The 17,911-nt window shown below is 73.1% G+C and carries 18 protein-coding genes; 4 read left to right on the forward strand and 14 right to left on the reverse strand.

Annotated elements, in window-relative coordinates; all coding sequences use genetic code 11:
* Positions 1-31: 31 nt before the first annotated feature.
* The 4 genes from ACF08B_RS15100 to ACF08B_RS15115 form a co-directional block, all read right to left on the reverse strand.
* A complete protein-coding gene (locus ACF08B_RS15100; RefSeq protein ID WP_392317758.1) occupies positions 32-1,081 on the reverse strand; it encodes a PDR/VanB family oxidoreductase in 1,050 nt (349 codons plus the stop codon).
* Positions 1,081-1,977, reverse strand: a complete 897-nt coding sequence (locus ACF08B_RS15105; protein WP_392317759.1) for a metal-dependent hydrolase — start codon at positions 1,975-1,977, stop codon at positions 1,081-1,083. Before ACF08B_RS15105 ends, ACF08B_RS15100 begins: the two co-directional genes overlap by 1 nt.
* Before the next feature lie 98 nt (positions 1,978-2,075).
* A complete protein-coding gene (locus ACF08B_RS15110; RefSeq protein WP_392317760.1) occupies positions 2,076-3,986 on the reverse strand; it encodes a hypothetical protein in 1,911 nt (636 codons plus the stop codon).
* 114 nt (positions 3,987-4,100) lie between these two features.
* A complete protein-coding gene (locus tag ACF08B_RS15115; protein ID WP_392317761.1) occupies positions 4,101-4,604 on the reverse strand; it encodes a tetratricopeptide repeat protein in 504 nt (167 codons plus the stop codon).
* 137 nt (positions 4,605-4,741) lie between these two features.
* Between ACF08B_RS15115 and ACF08B_RS15120 the strand changes: the two genes are divergently transcribed.
* Positions 4,742-5,170 carry a hypothetical protein gene (locus ACF08B_RS15120; protein WP_392317762.1) on the forward strand — a complete coding sequence of 143 codons (429 nt, stop codon included), beginning with the start codon at positions 4,742-4,744 and terminating at the stop codon, positions 5,168-5,170.
* 133 nt (positions 5,171-5,303) lie between these two features.
* Here ACF08B_RS15120 and ACF08B_RS15125 read toward each other — a convergent pair whose 3' ends face one another.
* The 7 genes from ACF08B_RS15125 to ACF08B_RS15155 form a co-directional block, all read right to left on the reverse strand.
* Positions 5,304-6,866: a DUF1996 domain-containing protein gene (locus tag ACF08B_RS15125; protein ID WP_392317763.1), complete on the reverse strand. Its 1,563-nt coding sequence runs from the start codon at positions 6,864-6,866 to the stop codon at positions 5,304-5,306.
* 173 nt (positions 6,867-7,039) lie between these two features.
* Entirely contained in the window at positions 7,040-7,693 is a 654-nt protein-coding gene (locus ACF08B_RS15130; protein WP_073893257.1) for a response regulator transcription factor, read from the reverse strand.
* Entirely contained in the window at positions 7,678-8,952 is a 1,275-nt protein-coding gene (locus ACF08B_RS15135) for a sensor histidine kinase (protein WP_392317764.1), read from the reverse strand. The genes ACF08B_RS15130 and ACF08B_RS15135 overlap by 16 nt, the downstream gene beginning before the upstream one ends.
* A gap of 31 nt (positions 8,953-8,983) precedes the next feature.
* Entirely contained in the window at positions 8,984-10,036 is a 1,053-nt protein-coding gene (locus tag ACF08B_RS15140) for an NAD-dependent epimerase/dehydratase family protein (protein ID WP_392317765.1), read from the reverse strand.
* A gap of 62 nt (positions 10,037-10,098) precedes the next feature.
* Complete coding sequence (locus tag ACF08B_RS15145) at positions 10,099-10,674, reverse strand: winged helix-turn-helix domain-containing protein (RefSeq protein WP_392317766.1); 576 nt, start codon at positions 10,672-10,674, stop codon at positions 10,099-10,101.
* A 499-nt stretch (positions 10,675-11,173) separates the two neighbouring features.
* On the reverse strand, positions 11,174-12,205 hold the full coding sequence (glnII, locus tag ACF08B_RS15150; protein ID WP_392317767.1) for a glutamine synthetase: 1,032 nt from the start codon (positions 12,203-12,205) through the stop codon (positions 11,174-11,176).
* Between the two features lie 197 nt (positions 12,206-12,402).
* Positions 12,403-12,867, reverse strand: coding sequence for a MarR family transcriptional regulator (locus ACF08B_RS15155; RefSeq protein WP_392317768.1), 465 nt, complete (start codon positions 12,865-12,867; stop codon positions 12,403-12,405).
* Positions 12,868-12,931: 64 nt separating this feature from the next.
* Between ACF08B_RS15155 and ACF08B_RS15160 the strand changes: the two genes are divergently transcribed.
* Positions 12,932-13,810 carry an alpha/beta fold hydrolase gene (locus ACF08B_RS15160; RefSeq protein WP_392317769.1) on the forward strand — a complete coding sequence of 293 codons (879 nt, stop codon included), beginning with the start codon at positions 12,932-12,934 and terminating at the stop codon, positions 13,808-13,810.
* A gap of 3 nt (positions 13,811-13,813) precedes the next feature.
* On the opposite strand, the gene ACF08B_RS15165 is transcribed toward ACF08B_RS15160, so the two are convergent.
* Both ACF08B_RS15165 and ACF08B_RS15170 read right to left on the reverse strand, forming a co-directional pair.
* Complete coding sequence (locus ACF08B_RS15165) at positions 13,814-14,554, reverse strand: hypothetical protein (RefSeq protein ID WP_392317770.1); 741 nt, start codon at positions 14,552-14,554, stop codon at positions 13,814-13,816.
* 120 nt (positions 14,555-14,674) lie between these two features.
* Positions 14,675-15,043 (reverse strand): arsenate reductase family protein, encoded by a 369-nt coding sequence (locus ACF08B_RS15170; protein ID WP_392317771.1) that lies wholly within the window; start codon positions 15,041-15,043, stop codon positions 14,675-14,677.
* A gap of 165 nt (positions 15,044-15,208) precedes the next feature.
* On the opposite strand from ACF08B_RS15170, the gene ACF08B_RS15175 reads away from it, so the two are divergent.
* Both ACF08B_RS15175 and ACF08B_RS15180 read left to right on the forward strand, forming a co-directional pair.
* Positions 15,209-15,523 carry a hypothetical protein gene (locus tag ACF08B_RS15175; protein WP_093478193.1) on the forward strand — a complete coding sequence of 105 codons (315 nt, stop codon included), beginning with the start codon at positions 15,209-15,211 and terminating at the stop codon, positions 15,521-15,523.
* A 216-nt stretch (positions 15,524-15,739) separates the two neighbouring features.
* Complete coding sequence (locus ACF08B_RS15180) at positions 15,740-17,080, forward strand: DUF2252 domain-containing protein (RefSeq protein ID WP_392317772.1); 1,341 nt, start codon at positions 15,740-15,742, stop codon at positions 17,078-17,080.
* On the opposite strand, the gene ACF08B_RS15185 is transcribed toward ACF08B_RS15180, so the two are convergent.
* The gene (locus ACF08B_RS15185) at positions 17,075-17,833 is read right to left on the reverse strand and encodes an alpha/beta hydrolase (protein ID WP_392317773.1); all 759 of its coding nucleotides are present in this window, start codon (positions 17,831-17,833) and stop codon (positions 17,075-17,077) included. The genes ACF08B_RS15180 and ACF08B_RS15185 overlap by 6 nt on opposite strands.
* Positions 17,834-17,911 lie beyond the last annotated feature (78 nt).

Below are 17,911 nucleotides of genomic sequence, written 5' to 3' on the forward strand. Positions count from 1 at the left end.
CACCTTACCGATCGAATTCAGCCGCCTGTGATCACATGTCGAGCACCAGACGATCGCTCCCGGCCCGGGAGACACAGATCAGCATCGAATCACGCCGTTCCGCGTCCGTCAGCAGCTCATCGCGGTGGTCGATCTCACCCTCCACCACCCGCTGTTGGCAGGTGCCGCAGAAGCCCTGCTCGCAGGAGTAGGCGGTGTCCGGCAGCTCACGCCGTACGGCGGCGAGCACCGTGGAGTCCGCGGGGACGGTCAAGATCCGGCCGGAGCGGCGCAGTTCCAGCTCGAACGCCGTGTTGCCGCCGGTGCCGGTGCGGGGCGCGAACCGCTCCAGGTGCAGGGCGGCACCCTCGGGCAGCGCCGCCTCCACCGCCGCCATCAGACCCTCGGGACCGCAGCAGTACACGGCCGTCCCGTCGGTCGTGTTCGCGAACAGGGCCTCCAGGTCCGGGCGTCCCTCCTCGTCCTCGGCCACCACCGTCAGCCGTTCCCCGGCGAGCTCCCGCACCTCCTCCAGGAACGGCATCGACGCCCGCGTCCGGCCGCCGTACAGCAGCCGCCACCGGGCGCCGTCCGGCAGGGCACGCAGCATCGGCAGGATCGGGGTGATGCCGATACCGCCGGCGACGAAGACGTACGACGGGGCCGCCACCAGCGGGAAGCGGTTCCGCGGGCCGCGCACGTCCAGCTCCATGCCCTCGGCGAGCTGCTCGTGCACCTCGCGGGAGCCGCCCCGGCCGTCCTCGACCAGCCGCGCGGCGACCGTGTAGGAGTCGCCGTCCCCGGGATCCCCGCACAGCGAGTACTGCCGCACCAGACCGGAGGGCAGCACCAGGTCGAGGTGCGCCCCGGGCTCCCAGCGCGGCAGCCCCGTGCCTTCGAGCCGGAGCCGTACGACCCCGTCGGCGACCGTCTCGTGGGAGGTGAGCAGCAGCCGCAGCGCCCGCGAGCGCGGCCGGCCGGAGACGGGCGGGTCCAGGGCGGGCATCGGCCACAGCGGGGAGACCTGGATCCGGCGGCGCAGGGCCTGCCGGGTCAGCAGGGCGGCGCCCGCGACCAGCGCGACGGTCAGCGGCTTCGGCATCACGCCACCGGCCCTTCCGCGGCGAGGGCCGCGGGGGAGGCGGCCAGGTAGGCCACGGCCTGGGCGGTGGAGCACTCGTGCGAGGGGTGGTAGCCGCGGCTGAGGTAGCGCGGTATGGACCTCAGCATGTCCCCGGTGGCGGGCAGGGTGCCCTGCCGGCCACGCTGGTGGAAGCCCCGGAAGGACGCCTTGCCGTCGACCAGCGTGGGGTCGTTCTCCATGAAGAAGCGGGCTCCGCGCTGCCACAGGAACACCAGGGCCGAGAAGGCCGCCGCCCAGGTGCGCACCCGGCGCCGGTAGCCGCCGTCGACGTGCATGAACAGGTCGAAGGCGACCGAGCGGTGCTCGACCTCCTCGGCGCCGTGCCAGCGCAGCAGGTCCAGCATGGTCGGGTCGGCGCCCCGCCGGTCCAGCTCCGCCGCGTTGAGCACCCAGTCGCCGAGGAAGGCGGTGTAGTGCTCGATGGCCGCGATCAGCGCCACCCGCTCCAGCAGCCACCAGCGGCGGGCCCGGCCCGGCGGCAGCGTGCGGTCGCCGAGCAGCTTCTCGAAGAACCAGTCGACCTGCGCGGTGTACGGCGTGGGGTCCAGGCCCAGCTCGCGCAGGTGCGGCAGGACCTCGTCGTGGGCCTGGGAGTGCATGGCCTCCTGCCCGATGAACCCGACGACGTCCTCCCGCAGCCGGTCGTCCCGGATCAGCGGCAGCACCTGCTTGTAGACGTGCACGAACCACCGCTCCCCGGCGGGCAGCAGCAGGTGCAGCACGTTGATGGTGTGCGTGGACAACGGGTCGCCCGGCACCCAGTGCAGCGGTGTGTCCTCCCAGGAGAAGGACACGTTGCGGGCCTTGAGCGCGATGCGCTCGGACTCCACCGGCCGGGCCTGCGTATTAGACATGGCGTCAATGTACTGACGGGTAAGGCGTGTGAGAAGCCCTGCGGCACGGCTTGTTTACGACCGTGTCAGCAACCCGGCCGCCGGTGGTGGTGCGACGGCTACCGCAAGCCGGTGATCGACCGGCCGTCCGCCAGCGTGCCCTTCAGGTCCGCCCGCGCGCCCTGCTCGGCCCGGGCGGCGAGCAGCGCCCCCCGACCGGACGCGGTGACCCCGCCGGTGGCCCGGATCGACGCCGTGTCCCGGCTGCCCGCCGCCAGCAGGTACCAGTGCCCGCCGGCGGACTTCCACAGCACCCCGGCGAGCACATGGGGGTCACGCGGTCCGCACGCCGGCACGTCCGTGCCCTTGGCGACGACCGCTCCGGCGGCCCCGCCCGGCGTGTGGAACTGGGCGAGCGCGGCGGTCCCGTCCCCGCGCCAGGTCTCGGCGCGGGTGCACACCCAGTCGCCCGACCCGCTGCCGTCGGGCAGCGGCTGTTCGGCGTACCCCCAGGCGTTGACGCTGCGGATGCCCGCGGAGCGCTCGGCCGCCAGGGAGCAGGCGAACGGCGCCCACGACCGCAGCGCCTCGGTGCCGGACGCCTCGCCGGACGAGCCGGGGCGGCCCGCGGTGAGGTGGGCCGGCACCAGCTCGCCGAGGTCGGTGGAGAGCCGGGTGCCGGAGGCGTCGGTCAGCTGCAGCACGGTCCACGAGGTGCAGCTGCCCGGCTGGAGCGCGGGGCTGGCCAGCGGTGCGGTGATGCCGTCGGTGACGGCCAGCGCGGTCGCCGCCGAGGCCGGCTTCATCAGGTCCCGCGCGGCCGCCTTCGTCACCCAGGGGGCGGTCAGGTAGCGGACGTTGCCGTCGGAGCGGCCCAGCACCAGCGCGCTCGCCTCGGCGCCGGTCGCGCCGTCGACGCGGGCGAAGTCGAGGGCGGCTCCCTCGGTGCCGTCCCGCGGTTCGGCGTAACGGGCGATGCGCAGGCCGTCGTAGAGGATCACCACCCGGGCGTTGTCCACCTCGCCGGCGTACAGCAGCTGGGGCGGGCCGGCCGGGCCGCCGGTCTGGGTCCCCGGGGTCGCCGACACATGGACCGTCTCCCCGGGGCGGGCCCACACGGCGAGGGCACGGCGCAGCAGCGCCTCGTCACCGGTGAGCGGGCCGCGCGCGGGCCACACGGAGAAGTCGGTGCGGGCCGCGGACTCCCAGGCGGTGGGCGGTACCCGGGTGAGCCTGCCGGGGTCGAGCGCGGCCCGCGCCGACGGGTTCTCCGCGTAGGCGGGCGCGGCGGCGCCGTCGGGGCCCCAGCCGCCGCCCGGCAGGACGACCAGGACCCCGCACACGGCGAGCGCGGCGGCGGCGGCGAGGGCGGCCTTGGTGTGCTGGCGGCGGCGCATCAGGTCGGTGGGCCGGGCCTGCAGCGAGCAGGGGTCGAACTCGGGGGAGGAGAGCAGCGCGTGCTGTGCGGGCACGCTGTTCGCGGCGGCCAGCGCGCCGCCCGGGTCGTCGACGCCGGCGGCCCCGAGGATCCGGTGCGCGTCCGGGTCGGGCAGCCGCTCCAGGCCGCGCAGCACGTACGCCGCGCGGGCCGGGCCGGACAGGGCGGACAGCCGCTGGTCCAGGGCGAGTTCGTCGGCGCCGCCGGAGCGCGGGAACAGCCGCAGCCCCCATACCTGGGGCAGCAGCGGCGGCAGCGGGGCCAGCCGGGCCAGGCCCTTGCGGGGGCGGGCCGCCTCCAGGGCGGCGCGCAGGACGCGCTCACGCAGACAGGCGTATCCGGGATCGGTGTCCCGGCCCGCCGTCTGGGCCGGGACGGCCGACAGCTGCTTGCGGCCCCGGGGCAGGGCACGCTGGGCCAGGGAGTGTGCGGTCAGCACCCGGCGGCTGCGGCCGAGCCCCGGGGGCAGCACCAGGTAGGCGAGGCGGACCAGTCGTGGATAGTGCTCGACGAGCGCGGCCTCGGCCTGCTCGAGGTCGAGCGGTCCGGTGGCGGCGGGTGCCTGGCGCGGGGCTACATCCTGTGACTGCACATCCGGGAGAACGAGCGAACGGGTGGTTGGTCACCGCCGGACGAGTGGTTGTGCGGGCGCGCCGGTTGCCGCAGGCTCCCGCCGCGCCGCATGCCGCCGGCCCGGGACGCGTCCCTACGGCTCCACGAGCGCACGCGCGTAGTTGGCCATCGACCGCTGGTAGCGCGGCAGATGGGGGGCGAGGGCGCCGAGGACGAGGGACAGGCCCTCCCGGTCGCGCCCGAGGCTCGACAGGCACAGCGCGAGGCAGGCCCGCACCGCGTCGTCCAACTCGTCCGAGGGGCGGTCCAGTTCCGGGGTGAGCAGCCGTACGCCCTCCTCCGCCTGTCCGATGTTCCGCAGCGAGCTCGCCAGCTGGATCCTGGTCCGGCGGCTCTTGTAGCCGCTCACCTCGCCGAGGCCGCCCGCCAGTGCCGCCCGGTACAGCGGCGCCGCCTTGTCCGAGTGGCCGGTCGAGTCCCAGGCGCAGGCCTGCTCGAAGAGGCCCAGCGGGCTGTCGTCCGGCAGCTCGTCGACGAGGGCGTCGATCAGCGCGCGGAACTCGTGCGCCCGCTCTTCCGGATAGTCGTCGAAGGAGGCCCAGGCGGCGGCCACGCGATCTTCCCAGTTCTGGTTCACCGGGTCACCCTCGCACACCCGTACGCGTCCGGTCAGCGGATTTGAGCGCACCGCGCACGGGAGCCGTATCCGATGGGCGGGGTCCCGCGCCGGGGCTCCACGCGGCATGCTTGGCCCCACCAGTACCGGAGGATCAGATGAGGTTGACAGGACTGCTGCTCGGCGCCGCGGCCGTGTGCGCGCTGGCGGGATGCAGCTCGGGCGGGCACACCGAGACGGTGCCGCCCACCGCGACCGGCAGCCTGGAGCGCCTGGCCGCCGAGGTGAAGTGCAAGCCGAACATGCAGACCGACGCCGACGAGATCCGCCAGGCCCTGTGCCGCAACGGTGACGGGAAGTTCATCCTCGCCACCTTCGCCACCGACCGCGGCCAGCGCGAGTGGATCAACGACGCGAAGGACTACGGCGGTCACTACCTCGTCGGCCGCAAGTGGGTCGCCGTCGGCGACGACGGAGTGGTGAAGGCGCTGCGCGGCACGCTCGGCGGCGAGGTGGAGATCGGCGCCGACCACAGCGGCCACGGCGGTGGCCACACGGACGGCGACAGCCACGCGCACGGCGGCTGACGCGCCCGCTTCCGCGCGGGACTCTCGCCCGGCGATCGCACCACGCGCGCACGACGAAGGCCGGTGACGGGAGGGGGGTCCGTCACCGGCCTTCTGTCATGAGGGGCGTGCCGTCATGAGCCCGCCGCGGGAATCACGCGCAGTTCTGCCCGCGGTTGATGCAGTTGGCGATCTTGTTGGCCAGGCCGTTCTTCGTGACGCTGATGAAGTCGTCGTGGTCCGTGGCCGCCTTGTGCAGCTGCTCCGGGAAACCGTCCACCGCGTAGGCGTTCTTCACCTGCCCGTTCTGGACGGCCGGCGGGTTGATGTTGTACACCAGCCGCATCGTCAGCTGCGGGATCGCCTTGAAGCCGTTCTGGCAGTTGCCGCCCGCGTCGGCGAACGCGACGTGGGTGCGGTGGTTGGCGCTGTCGATGTTCTGACCGTCCCAGCAGCTCTGGAAGGCGAACGTCCGCACCACCTTGCTGCCCTGCGGGCAGATCGGGTACTGCGTGGTCAGCTGCACCTTGTTCTCGAAGCCGGTGCAGCTCCAGTGCGCGTTGGCGTTGGCCAGACCGTTGGTGGTGGTCTTGGCGTCACCGGTGATGATCCGCAGGAACTGCGGCATCGCGGCGACCTTGCTGGTGGGGCTGCCGACGTACTTGATCTGCGCCTGGACCGGCGTCAGGATCTTGCCGACGTTGCCCTCCTTGCCGCCGCCGTCCTTGTTCTGGTCGAAGTCCTGCGAGCCGTCCTGGATCCGGACCACCGGCCAGTAGTACGACGACAGGTCGCTCCGGTTCTGGCAGCTGGTGCCGCCCTGGAGGAACGTCTGGTTGCTGGAGAAGGCGTTGACCTTCTGGTTGCCGGTGTAGTCGTGCAGGTGGTGCGCGCCGTTGGCCACGCCGGGCGCCACGATCACGTTGTCCGTGTTGTGGTTCTTGTTGGCGTTCACACCGCAGCGCGTGGTGAACGTGCCGGTCGACCCGCCGCTCTGCTGGCGGGGTTTGCCCTGCACGTTCGGCTGGACCTTGGTGATGTCCACGAAGTCGGCCGCGACCGGACCGTTGCCGGCCTGCCCGCCGATGTTCTGCTGCTGACCGCCCTGCTGCTGACCGCCGTTCTGCTGCTGGCCGCCGCCCTCCTGCTGCCCGCCGGTCTGCTGCTGACCGCCTTGCTGCTGGTCGCCGTTCTGCTGCTGACCACCGTTCTGCTGCTGCCCGCCGGCGGTGGTCTGGTTGGCGTTCTGCGCCGTGCAGGCGGCGAGACTGTTCAGATCGCCGGGCGCGGTGCCGCCGACACGGGTGATCTCCAGCTTGATCCGGTCGAGGATCGCCTGACGGCGGTCCTTGAGCGGCTGCAGGATGGAGTTCTGCACGAAACTCGCGTCCTTGGCCTGCGCGTCCCGCGTGGTCGCGAGCCGCTGGTAGGCGTCGGTGATCTGACGGTCCAGGTTGGCCAGCTCGCCGGCCACGTCGGTCCGGGCGCGGTTCGGCACGTTCGTCAGCTTCTGACCGACGTCCGGGCAGGAGATCGTCGCGACCTGGGCCTGGGCGGCCTTCGTCTGGTTGCCTCCCCACGTCTGGTGGTTCGACTCGTGCGCCGAGGCGTAGAAGTTCGCCCAGATCAGCCCGCCCCCACCGAGCGCTAGGGCCGCCGATGCGGCTATGGCCTTGGTGGCCAGCGGCGTACGGCGTTTTCGTGTGTTGCGTCCCATGGAACTCCTCTGACTTCCTTGCGGGGCAGCATCGAGGCGCCCGACAGGAGTGAAGCGGCGCCCTTCCATACGGACGCCGCCTCGAAGGTGTTCACCGGTCTCACGAATTCCTCACGGACCCCTCGCCTCCCGGCAACCTCAACAGGCCCCTGAGCAGCGGAAGTTCGTGAACATCAGCGATCGCCGTCGAGATGGGCGAGCACCGCCAGTACGCGCCGGTTGTCATCGTCCGACACCTCAAGGCCCAGTTTGGTGAAGATGTTGGAGGTGTGCTTGGCGATGGCCCGTTCCGTCACCACCAGCTGGGCCGCTATCCCCGCGTTCGAGCGTCCCTGCGCCATCAGCTCCAGCACCTCCCGCTCGCGCGGGGTGAGCCGGCCGAGCGGCCGGTCCTCGGCGGACCGCCGGGACAGCAGCTGCTGGATCACCTGAGGGTCCATCGCCGTACCGCCCGCCGCCACCCGTCGTACGGAGTCCACGAACTGGTCCGCGTCGAACACCCGGTCCTTCAGCAGATAGCCGATCCCGCCGTTGCCGTCCGCGAGCAGCTCGCGCGCGTACAGCTGCTCCACGTGCTGGGAGAGGACCAGCACCGGCAGCCCGGGCCGTGCCCTGCGGGCGGCCAGCGCGCACTGCAGGCCCTCGTCGGTGTGCGTGGGCGGCAGCCGGACGTCGACCACGGCGACGTCCGGGGCCGACTCGGCCAGCGCGCGTGTCAGTTCCGGGCCGGTCTCGACGGCGGCCGCGATCTCGAAGCCGTAGGCCTCCAGCATCCGTACCAGCCCGTCGCGCAGCAGGAAGAGGTCTTCGGCTAGGACAACACGCACGGGATCTCCATGGTCACCATGGTGGGGCCGCCCGCGGGGCTGCTGACGGCCAGGACGCCGTCGAATGTACCGAGCCGCCGCTCGACCCCGGCGAGCCCGGAACCGGCCCCGACCGCCGCACCGCCCTTGCCGTTGTCGGTCACCGTGATCCGCAGCATGCCGTCCGTGTGGTGCAGGTCGGCCCATATCCGGTCGGCGCCGGAGTGCTTGACGGCGTTGGTGAGCACCTCGCTCACCGCGAAGTAGGCGGCCGACTCCACCGGTGCGTCCGCCCGGCCGGGCAGCTCCACGGCCACCTCGGTGGGCAGCGGCAGCCGCAGTGCCAGCGCCCGTACGGCGTCGCCCAGTCCGCGTTCCGCGAGCACCGGGGGATGGATGCCGCGTACCAGGTCGCGCAGTTCCTCCAGGGCCTCGGCGGAGTTGCGCCGTGCCTGGGCCAGCAGCTGCTTCGCCCGGGCCGGGTCCCGTTCGACCAGCATCTCGATGGTGCCGAGGTCCATGCCCATGGCGACGAGCCGGGCCTGGGCGCCGTCGTGCAGGTCCCGCTCGATGCGGCGCAGCTCGGCGGCGGAGGTGTCGACGGCGTCGCGCCGGGTCTCGGTCAGCACCCGGACCCGCTCGACGAGTTCCCCCTGGTCACCGCCGAGGACGGCCCGGGTGAGCCGGAAGTGGGTGGTGAGCAGGCGGGGGGTGAGGTGGTACGCGGCGAAGAGGAGCACGGCGGCGGTGGCGGCCGCGCCGAGCGCGGTCGGCTGGTCGGTGACCGGCACGAAGCCGTACCAGTAGGGGTGGCCGTCGGTGGAGACCACCCGCCACAGCCCGGCGGCCACCGCGAAGCCCTCGAACGGGTAGAAGAGCAGCACGGCCGGGAGCAGCGCGGTGACGAACCCGGCCGTCATGTCGGCGAGCAGCCAGCGCATGTCCCGCCAGGTCGCGGGGTCGCCCAGCATCAGGACCGTGCGCGTCCAGGGGTTGGCGCCCTCCGGCAGCGGCCGGTAGGACGACCGGATCGGTATCCCGCACCACTCGGCCGCGAGCCGCCGCCGGGTGTCCGCGAACTCCCGTACGCCGCCCAGGATCGCCGGGGTCGTGACGATGCCCAGGCCGAGCGGGATCAGCGCGACGGACACCAGGGTCAGGGTGAAGCAGAGTACGGCGACGGGCAGCATCGCCAGTGCCAGCACGAGCCCCCGTACGGCGGCGAGCACGACCTCGCGGACGTGGGCGCGGACGCCGTCGCTCTTCGTGTCGGTGTTCATGGGGCCAGTCTGGCCGACCCCCGCACCCGGTTCACTGGCCCGAGGCCCCCTCCTCGGAGGTGGTGCCAGGTACACCCCCGGCGGCGGCGAGCACCTTGGCCTCCACCTCGGGGTCCACGCCCACCGGCGGACGGTCCGGCCGCCGCGGCGCCACGCCGCCGATCCCCGTGAGCCACCGCCAGGTGTCCGCGACGGTCTCCTCGGCCGGCCGGCACACCAGCCCCGCGGCCAGCGCCCGGGAGACGTCCGCACGGTGGACGGGGCCGTACAGCTCGCCGTCCGGCGGCACCCACACCGGCAGCCCCGTCCACGGCTCGACCCCGGCGTCCAGGATCACCTCCGGGTCGGTCCAGCGCAGTTCGGCGTCCGCGCCGGTGACCCGGACGCAGGCGTCGAGCAGCTTCCCCATCGTGGTGTGGCCGGGCGGGCCGGCCAGGTCGTACGGTCCGCTCAGCCGCTGCTCGGCCGCTGCGAGGACCCAGTCGGCGAGGTCCCGCGCGTCGATGAACGACACCGCCAGTTCGCGGGGCCCGGGTGCCAGGACCGGGCCGCCGCGGGCGATCCGGGTCAGCCACCAGGGCAGCCGCCCGATGTTCTCGTGCGGGCCGAGGATCAGCCCGGCCCGCACGAGGAGCGAGTCCCGCTCGCCGAAGGTCCCGACGGCGGCCAGCTCACCGCCGCGCTTGTCCCGCGGGTAGTCCGTCGCGCCCGCGTCGGCGGCGGCGCCCTCGACCGGTGCCCCGGCCCCGGCGGGCCCGTCCAGCGAGGGCCAGGGCCAGGCGTACACGGACCGGCTGGAGACGTACACGTACCGTCCGGCACGGCCGTGCAGCAGCCGTGCCGCCTCCAGCACGGCCCGCGGCGCGGCCGACCAGGTGTCCACCACCACGTCCCACGTTCCGGTGTCGGCGGCGAGCGCGGCGAGGCCGTCGGGAGCGGTGCGGTCGCCGTGCAGCGACCGCACCCCGGCCGGCGGGCGGTGCCGCCCCCGGTGGAGGACGGTCACCTCCCAGCCGCGTGCGCACGCGGCTTCCACGACGGCCCGCCCCACGAACTCCGTACCACCCAGCACGAGAAGTCTCATGCCGGTGATGGTGCCCGGTCCGGGCGCGGTACGGAACGGGAGTATGCCGAGGGCAGAGCGGGTCAGCGGCCGGTCGGCGGGGTGTACTTGTAGCCGACGCGGCGCACCGTCTGGATGGTCTGCCGGTGCTGGGCGCCCAGCTTGCGGCGCAGCCGGGCGACGTGCACGTCGACGGTGCGGCCGTCGCCGACGTGGCCGTAGCCCCACACCGTGGTGACCAGCTGGTCGCGGGTGTGCACCCGGTGCGGGTGCGCCACCAGGTGCGCGAGCAGCTCGAACTCCAGGTAGGTGAGGTCGAGTTCACGGCCGTCCAGGGAGGCGATGCGCTGCACGGGGTCGATCCGCAGCAGCGGGTCGCCGTCCCCGGTGGCGGCCGTCGGCGGCTGGTCCGGGACCGCGACCGGCAGGAACGGCGGCTGCTGGTCGGCCGGGACCAGCACCAGGTAGCCGACCATCGGGGGACGGCCGGGCAGGGTGGGCAGGGCGTGCTGCGGCGCGGGCAGCCAGGTGGCGCCCGGCGGCAGGAAGTCCGCGACCTCCACCACCTCGTCCCGGTCGACGGCGCGCAGCCGGTGCCGGGGGCCGTCGGGGGCGGGGGCGGTCAGGGCGGCGGAGGAGAGGGAACGAGTGGTCGCCATGAGAGGTCAGCTCTTTCGCGCGAGGAGTTCGTCGGGAAGTGCGGCGGCCGCGATTCGTGGTCGGGCGCGCCGGGGACGTACGTCGTTCCGCGCTGGCCGAAGGCCGGGGTGTACGGCTTTAGAGGGCCCGCGCGTTCGTCGCGCGGCAACACACCCGGTCGAAGTCGTGGTGCTGACGGGAGGGCCAGAAGGGCTCGAGGTCATGGCGACCCGTCGCGGTGGTCTTCCGGAAGCTGGCCATGCGCCCATTGAAGCAGACGGGCGCGCCACGCAGGAGAGTCCTCTCACTGCTTGGACGCTTCCTTGGTGTGAAGTTGACGCTTCGTGAGCTCCGAGGCTGCCCGGTAGGCGCTGGTCAGCGGATTCTTCCTGGTTCACGGGTCCGAAATACCGTCTCGGCATACGGACATGGGCCCGCTCCGCACCCCCGGCGGAGCCTCCGAACACCGCAGGGGCGCCCGCCGTCATGGCGGACGCCCCTGCCGGGAAGCGGGACGGATCAGACCTGGCCGGCCTTCTCCAGTGCGGCGCAGCAGGTGTCCACCAGCAGGCGGGTCACCACGTACGGGTCGACGTTGGCGTTCGGACGGCGGTCCTCGATGTACCCCTTGCCGTCCTTCTCGACCTGCCACGGGATGCGGACCGAGGCGCCGCGGTCGGAGACGCCGTAGGTGTACTTGTCCCACGGGGCGGTCTCGTGCAGGCCCGTCAGACGCTCGTCGATGCCGGCGCCGTAGTTCTTGACGTGGTCCAGCGGCTTGGAGCCCTCACCGAGCGACTCGCACGCGGTGATGATGGCGTCGTAGCCCTCGCGCATGGCCTTGGTGGAGAAGTTGGTGTGCGCGCCCGCGCCGTTCCAGTCGCCCTTCACCGGCTTCGGGTCCAGCGTGGCGGAGACGCCGAAGTCCTCGGCGGTGCGGTACAGCAGCCAGCGGGCCACCCACAGCTGGTCGGAGACCTCCAGCGGGGCGAGCGGGCCGACCTGGAACTCCCACTGGCCGGGCATGACCTCGGCGTTGATGCCGGAGATGCCGAGGCCCGCCTTCAGGCAGTTGTCCAGGTGGGCCTCGACGACGTCCCGGCCGAAGATCTCGTCGGCGCCGACACCGCAGTAGTAGCCGCCCTGGGGGGCCGGGAAGCCGTTCTCGGGGAAGCCGAGCGGACGGGTTCCGTCGAAGAAGGTGTACTCCTGCTCGATGCCGAAGATCGGCTCCTGGGCGGCGAACCGCCCGGCGACCTCGGCCAGCGCGGCACGCGTGTTGGACCGGTGCGGGGTCATGTCGATGTCGAGGACCTCGCACAGCACCAGGATGTCGTCGCCGCCGCGGATCGGGTCCGGGCAGGTGAAGACCGGCTTGAGCACGCGGTCCGAGGCGTGCCCCTCGGCCTGGTTGGTGGAGGAGCCGTCGAAGCCCCAGATCGGCAGCGTGTCGAGACCGGCGGCGGAACCCGTGATGATCTTCGTCTTGGAACGGAGCTTGGCCGTCGGCGCGGTGCCGTCGATCCAGATGTACTCAGCCTTGAAGGTCACGGGGCCACATCCTTCGGGGGTGGGTCGGGCGCTGTTGCGGGTGCTGCGGCGCTGCGGCACCGGTGCGCCGCTCGATCTGCCGGGCAGCCTGTCAACAGGCCGTTTCCCGACCATTGCCCGTATGTGAACCCCGTGTTACCTGGGGCTTTTGTGGCGCGGCTCACCTTGTGAGGCGAAGTGGGGCCGGGGTATGGGGCTCATCCAGGCGCGGCGGCGGCCTCCCGCACGCCCTCCAGGAAGCCCCGGATCGCGGCCCGCTGGTGGTCGTCGTAGCCGCGCAGCAGCTCCGCCGAACGCTCGATCAGCGGTCCGAAGAACGCCCAGCCGACGTCCACGGCGCGCTCCTCCACCTCCACGACGACCCGCCGCCGGTCCTCGGCGGAGCGCACCCGGCGTACGTGCCCCGCTCCTTCGAGCCGGTCGAGGAGCGCGGTCGTGCCCGCCGAGTTGAGCCTCAGGGCGGCCCCGAGGCGTCCGGCGCTCAGCTCCTCGCCCGCCCGCCGGGCGTCCATGAGCGCGATCAGGGCCCGTACGTCCGTGGGGTGCATGCCGTTGCGGTCCGCGAACCGGGCGCTGTGCAGGCCGAGTTCGACCGCCACGGCGCGCAGCAGGTGCACGGTCTCCAGCTCGGCTGCCGCTGCGGGGCGGTGCGGGGTCGGCATGGGAGTCCTCCGGTATCATCTCGCTCAACAAGTATCTTGCTCGGCGAGATAATAGGGGGTTGCCGTGCCCGTCGGCAGGTCGAGGACCTACACGTACGACGACGAGGCGTTCCGGATCGCGTACGAGAAGGTGCTGGCGAAATGGCCGGCCGACCGGGAGGCGCTGACCGTCACCACGCCCTTCGGCGACACCCGGGTCAACGCCTGCGGCCCGCGCGAGGCGCCCCCGCTGCTCCTGCTGCCCGGCGGCGGCTCCGCGACCTCCGTGTCCTGGTACGCCCAGGCCGCCGACCTGGCCCGCGTCCGGCGTGTCTACGCCCCGGACCTGATCGGCGCCCCGGGCCTCGGCGCCCAGGCCGGCGACCGCCACCCCCGTACGGTCGCCGACCTGGCCGGCTGGGTGGACGCCCTGCTGGACGGCCTCGGCGCCGAAGCGGCCTACGTGGGCGGGCACTCCTACGGCGCCTGGATCGCCCTGCACCACGCGCTGCGTTCCCCCGCCCGGGTGCGCCGCCTGTTCCTCCTGGACCCGACCGAGTGCTTCGCCGGGTACAAGGCGGCGTACCTGCTCCACGCCCTGCCGATGCTGCTGCGGCCCTCGCCCCGCCGTGTCGGCGCCTTCCTGCGGTGGGAGACCGGGGGAGCGGCCCTGGATCCGGACTGGCTCCACCTCCAGGAGGCGGCCGCCGGCTTCCCGTCCGTCAGACCGGTGACGGGGCCGCGCCCCGCGCCGGACGTGCTGCGGGCACTACGGGTGCCGGTCCTGCTGCTCGTGGCCGCGAACAGCAGGACCCATGACTCCACCCGGGTGACGGACCGGGCCGCCGCGCTGCTCCCGCGCGTCGAGACCGCCGTGCTGCCGGACGTCTCGCACCACGCGCTGCCAGGAGCCGCGCCGGACGCCCTGACCCGTCACCTCATCGGTTTCCTGTCCGGTCCCTGAGCCTCACCCCACCTTCTCGATCACCGCACGGCGGATGAGGAACTTGCCGGGCTCACGGACCTGCTCGAAGGCGGAGTTGTTGAGCAGGACGCAACTGCCCGATACGGAGGTGACCTTCACCGTCGTGGACTTGTTGTTGTCCAGGTTGGTGACCTTCAGTGTCGTGCCCGCCGGGAACTGGTTGCTGGACGCGGCCGGTGCACCGCCCTCACCGGAGAGCGTGACGGTCGAGCCCTTGCACACCTGCTGCCCGGCGGCCGCGGCGCCGCCGCCGTTGTCGCCCGCGGCACCGGTCTGCGACGGCTGCGCCTGCTGGCCGCCACCCGCCTGCTGGCCTTGACCCTGCTGACCCTGCTGACCCTGCTGACCCTGCTGGCCCTGCTGGCCGGCGTTGCCGTTCTGCGCCCCCTGGGAGTCCTGAGCCGACTCCCCAACGGTGCATCCGGCAGCCTTCTGCTGGACCTCGATCTGCTTGATGACCGCCTCGCGGTTGGCGATCCGGGCCGCCGACTGCGCGTCCGGGTTCGCCTTCTGGTCCGCGATGAACCTGTCGTTGTTGCCGTGGGCCGTGGCCAGCCCCTGGCAGACGGTCGAGTCCCCGGCCGACAGCGTCTTGGCCTGCTGCGGGCTCTGCGCGGCGTTCGAGGTGGAGGCCAGGGCGAACGCCCCGCCGCCCGCCACCGCCGCGGCGCTGACGAGCAGCGCGATCTTCTTCTTCGTGCCGAGAGTTCTCCTGCGCGACATGCGCGCCTCCTGAAAGAGGTAGGGGAGCGTACGCCGCTATGTACGAGATCCCGAACGGGGATGCTCAGCGATCGCAGGAGCAGACGAAGTAACCTGTGTCACAGAGGAGTTGCGTGATCTTCAGCCCTTGTCGCGGGACAGCGCCTCCCGTACGGCCTCCTCGGTGCGCGCCACCAGGGCCGTTCCGTCGTCGGCGGTGATGATCGGGCGCTGGATGAGTTTCGGGTGCCCGGCGAGCGCGGCGATCCACCGGTCGCGCGAACCGGCGTCCCTCGGCCACTCCTTGAGCCCCAGCTCCTTCGCGGCGGCCTCCTCGGTACGGGTGATGTCCCACGGCTCCAGGCCCAGACGTTCGAGCACGGCCCTGATCTCGTCCTCGCTCGGCACGTCCTCCAGGTACCGGCGGACGGTGTACTGCGCCCCCTCGGCGTCGAGCAGGTCGATCGCGCTGCGGCACTTGGAGCAGGCCGGGTTGATCCAGATTTCCATGGGCCACACAGTACGCGAGAACCCGTCCGGCACCTGAGTCACGGGAGCCCCGAAAGCCCTTGTGGCCAGGGCCTTTTGTCAGTGGGGGGTCGTAGAATAGAAGCAGTGTTCGAGGACGTCGCCGGACTCGCCCGGCGGTGCCCTGACCGCGACAGGAGGATGCCCGTGCCCGCTGCCGCCCTGAAGCCGAAGCCGTTGCCGACCCAGTCCACCGCCAAGCACCCCGTGCTGTTCGACTCGCCCTACGAGCCCGTCATCAAGCGACCGCTGCCGGCCGGGCGGCCGCGCGAGTGGTACGTCGCGCACAACCGGCGCCTGAAGGCCATGCGCCTGGCGATAGCCCTGCTCGACTCCGGTGTCCACATGCCGGGCCGGGTCCGCAACGAGACCATCCGCAGCACGGCGGAGGAGATCGGCATGCGCCCGCCCTCCGACACGACGTGCCACATGGTTCGCGCGTTCATGCGCTACAGCCGCTGACCCGGACGCCGGGTGCCCCACGCACCACCGGGGCGCCCGGGTGACACCATCCCGGCTCCTCGCGCCCGGCCCCGTCTTCCGCCACGGCCGGGCGCGAGCGCCGTTCACCCGTTCGCCGTACTCCGCATGCGCGTGACCGGGGGGCGGCCTTCACTGCGAGCAGGAGGTGACGCGAGCAGCGGAGGCAGCGCGAGACCGTGGAGACGAGGGCGTCGTATGAGCAGTCCCGAGGACCGCGCCCGGCGCGGCAAAGAGGCCCGCAAGCACGTTCCGCGCTCCGCGCACGCCGGCTGGCTGCCCTCCGTCGAACGGCCCGACCCCGTCGCCGTACTGGAACGGCAGGGCCGCGACCGCCTCACCGAGCTGCTGCCCGTCAGGTACGGCCGGATGGCCGCGTCACCGCTCGCCTTCCTGCGGGGCGCCGCCGGGGTGATGGCCGCGGATCTCGCCGCGCAGCCCCGCACCGGACTCACCGTGCAGCTGTGCGGCAACGCCCACCTGCTGAACTTCGCGGTGCACGCCTGCCCCGAGGGACGGCTGCTGTTCGAACTCGCCGACTACGACGAGACCTTCCCGGGCCCCTTCGAATGGGACGTCAAACGGCTCGCGGCCAGCGTGGCCGTGGCCGCCGGGGAGAACGGCCACTCGAAGGCCGAGACCCACGCGGCCGCGCGGGCGGCCGCCGCCGGTTACCGCACGGCCATGCGCCGGCTGGCCGGTCTCGGCGAGCTGGCCGTCTGGTACGAACGGATCGACGCCGCGACCCTGGCCCCCCTGCTCCGCTCCGGGCGGCGCCGGGCCCGCGCGGAGTCCACGCTCACCCGCGGCCGCCGCCACGCCGGCCTGCGCGCCCTCGGCACGCTCACCGAGGTGGTCGACGGGCAGCGCCGGATCATCCACCACCCGCCGCTCCTGGAACCCGCCGGAGCCGCCGACGCCGCCTCCGTGCGCAAGGGCTTCAGCGACTACCGCTCCACCCTCCCCGAGGAGCGCCGGCACCTCCTCGACCGCTACCGCTTCCTCGACACCGCCCGGGAGGTCGTCGGCGTCGGCAGCGTCGGTGTGCGCTGCTTCCTCGTGCTGCTCGCCGGGCGGGACGCCGACGACCCGCTGTTCCTGCGGATCAGGGAGGCCCGCAGATCGGTGCTGGAGGAACACCTGCCGACCGGGCCCTACGTCCATCCCGGCCAGCGCGTCGTCGCCGGTCAGCGGCTGCTCCAGGGCGCCGCGGACGTCTTCCTCGGCTCGATGACCGGCCCCCAGGGCCGCGCCTTCTACTGGCGGCAGCTGCGGGAGGACAAGCGCTCCGCCGACGTCGCCGGCATGGGCCCGGCGGCGCTCTCCGGCTACGCCCGACTGTGCGGCACCGCCCTGGCCCGCGCCCACGCCCGCTCCGGCGACCGCATCGCCATCGCGGCCTACCTCGGCGGTGCCGACACCTTCGACCGGGCCGTCGCCGACTTCGCCGTGGCCTACGCCGACCAGACCGCCGGCGACCACGGCGCCCTCGGCGCGGCCATCGCCGCGGGCCTGGTGAGGGCGGCGCCCGGACTATGAGGCCGACCAGGCGCGCGGCGGGGCCGCCGGCTCGCCCGTGTCCGACTCCCTCAGCAGCGCGGCCACGAACTCCCTCCGGTCCTCGGCGTGGTCGTGCAGCCACGACCCCAACCGGTGCCCGGCCGCCGGGAGTTCCAGCCGGGTGTACTCGGTGCGGGCCGACAGCGCCTCCTGCACGGCCCGTGTCACGTCGGGCGGGATGACCTCGTCGGTGCCCGGCACGGCCAGCACCGCCCGGCCCGCGTACCCGGCGAAGGCCGCCAGGGCGGGGGAGTCCCGCCAGCTGTCCGGTGTGCGGATGATCGTGCTGAACGGGCCCAGGCCGTCGCCGAAGGGCACCTCCCAGGCCTCGGCGGCGTAGACGGCGGGTGCGCCCAGGCCCACGGCCGCCACCCGGTCCCCGTACACCCGTACCAGGTCGGCGACCGTCTGGCCGCTCATGCTGAACCCGACCAGCACCAGCGGATCGCCCTCGGGGGCGTGCGCGTCGAGCACCGCCACCGCCTGCTCGAACCTCCGCCGCAGGCTCAGCTCCGCGAGCGCGCCGCTGCTCTCGCCGTGCCCCGAGAAGTCGAACGCCAGGGCACGGCAGCCCTGCGCGGCGAACTCGGCGAGCAGCGGGAGCAGCCGTTCCTTGCTTCCGTTGCCCGCGCCGTGCAGGAGGAGCACGGTGGCGCGGCCCTGCGGACCGGCGGTCGCCACGCTGAGGCTTTCGCCGTCGTACTCGTGGGTGAAGAGGTGGAGTTGAGCCATGAGAGTCATTCACTCATGGGGCGGCCGCGCCCGGAAAACGGGATGCGGTCGCGAACGCGGGCTCCCTACCCTGAACAT

It is taken from the genome of Streptomyces sp. NPDC015139, from assembly GCF_043079785.1.
GTDB classification, from domain to species: Bacteria; Actinomycetota; Actinomycetes; order Streptomycetales; family Streptomycetaceae; genus Streptomyces; species Streptomyces albidocamelliae.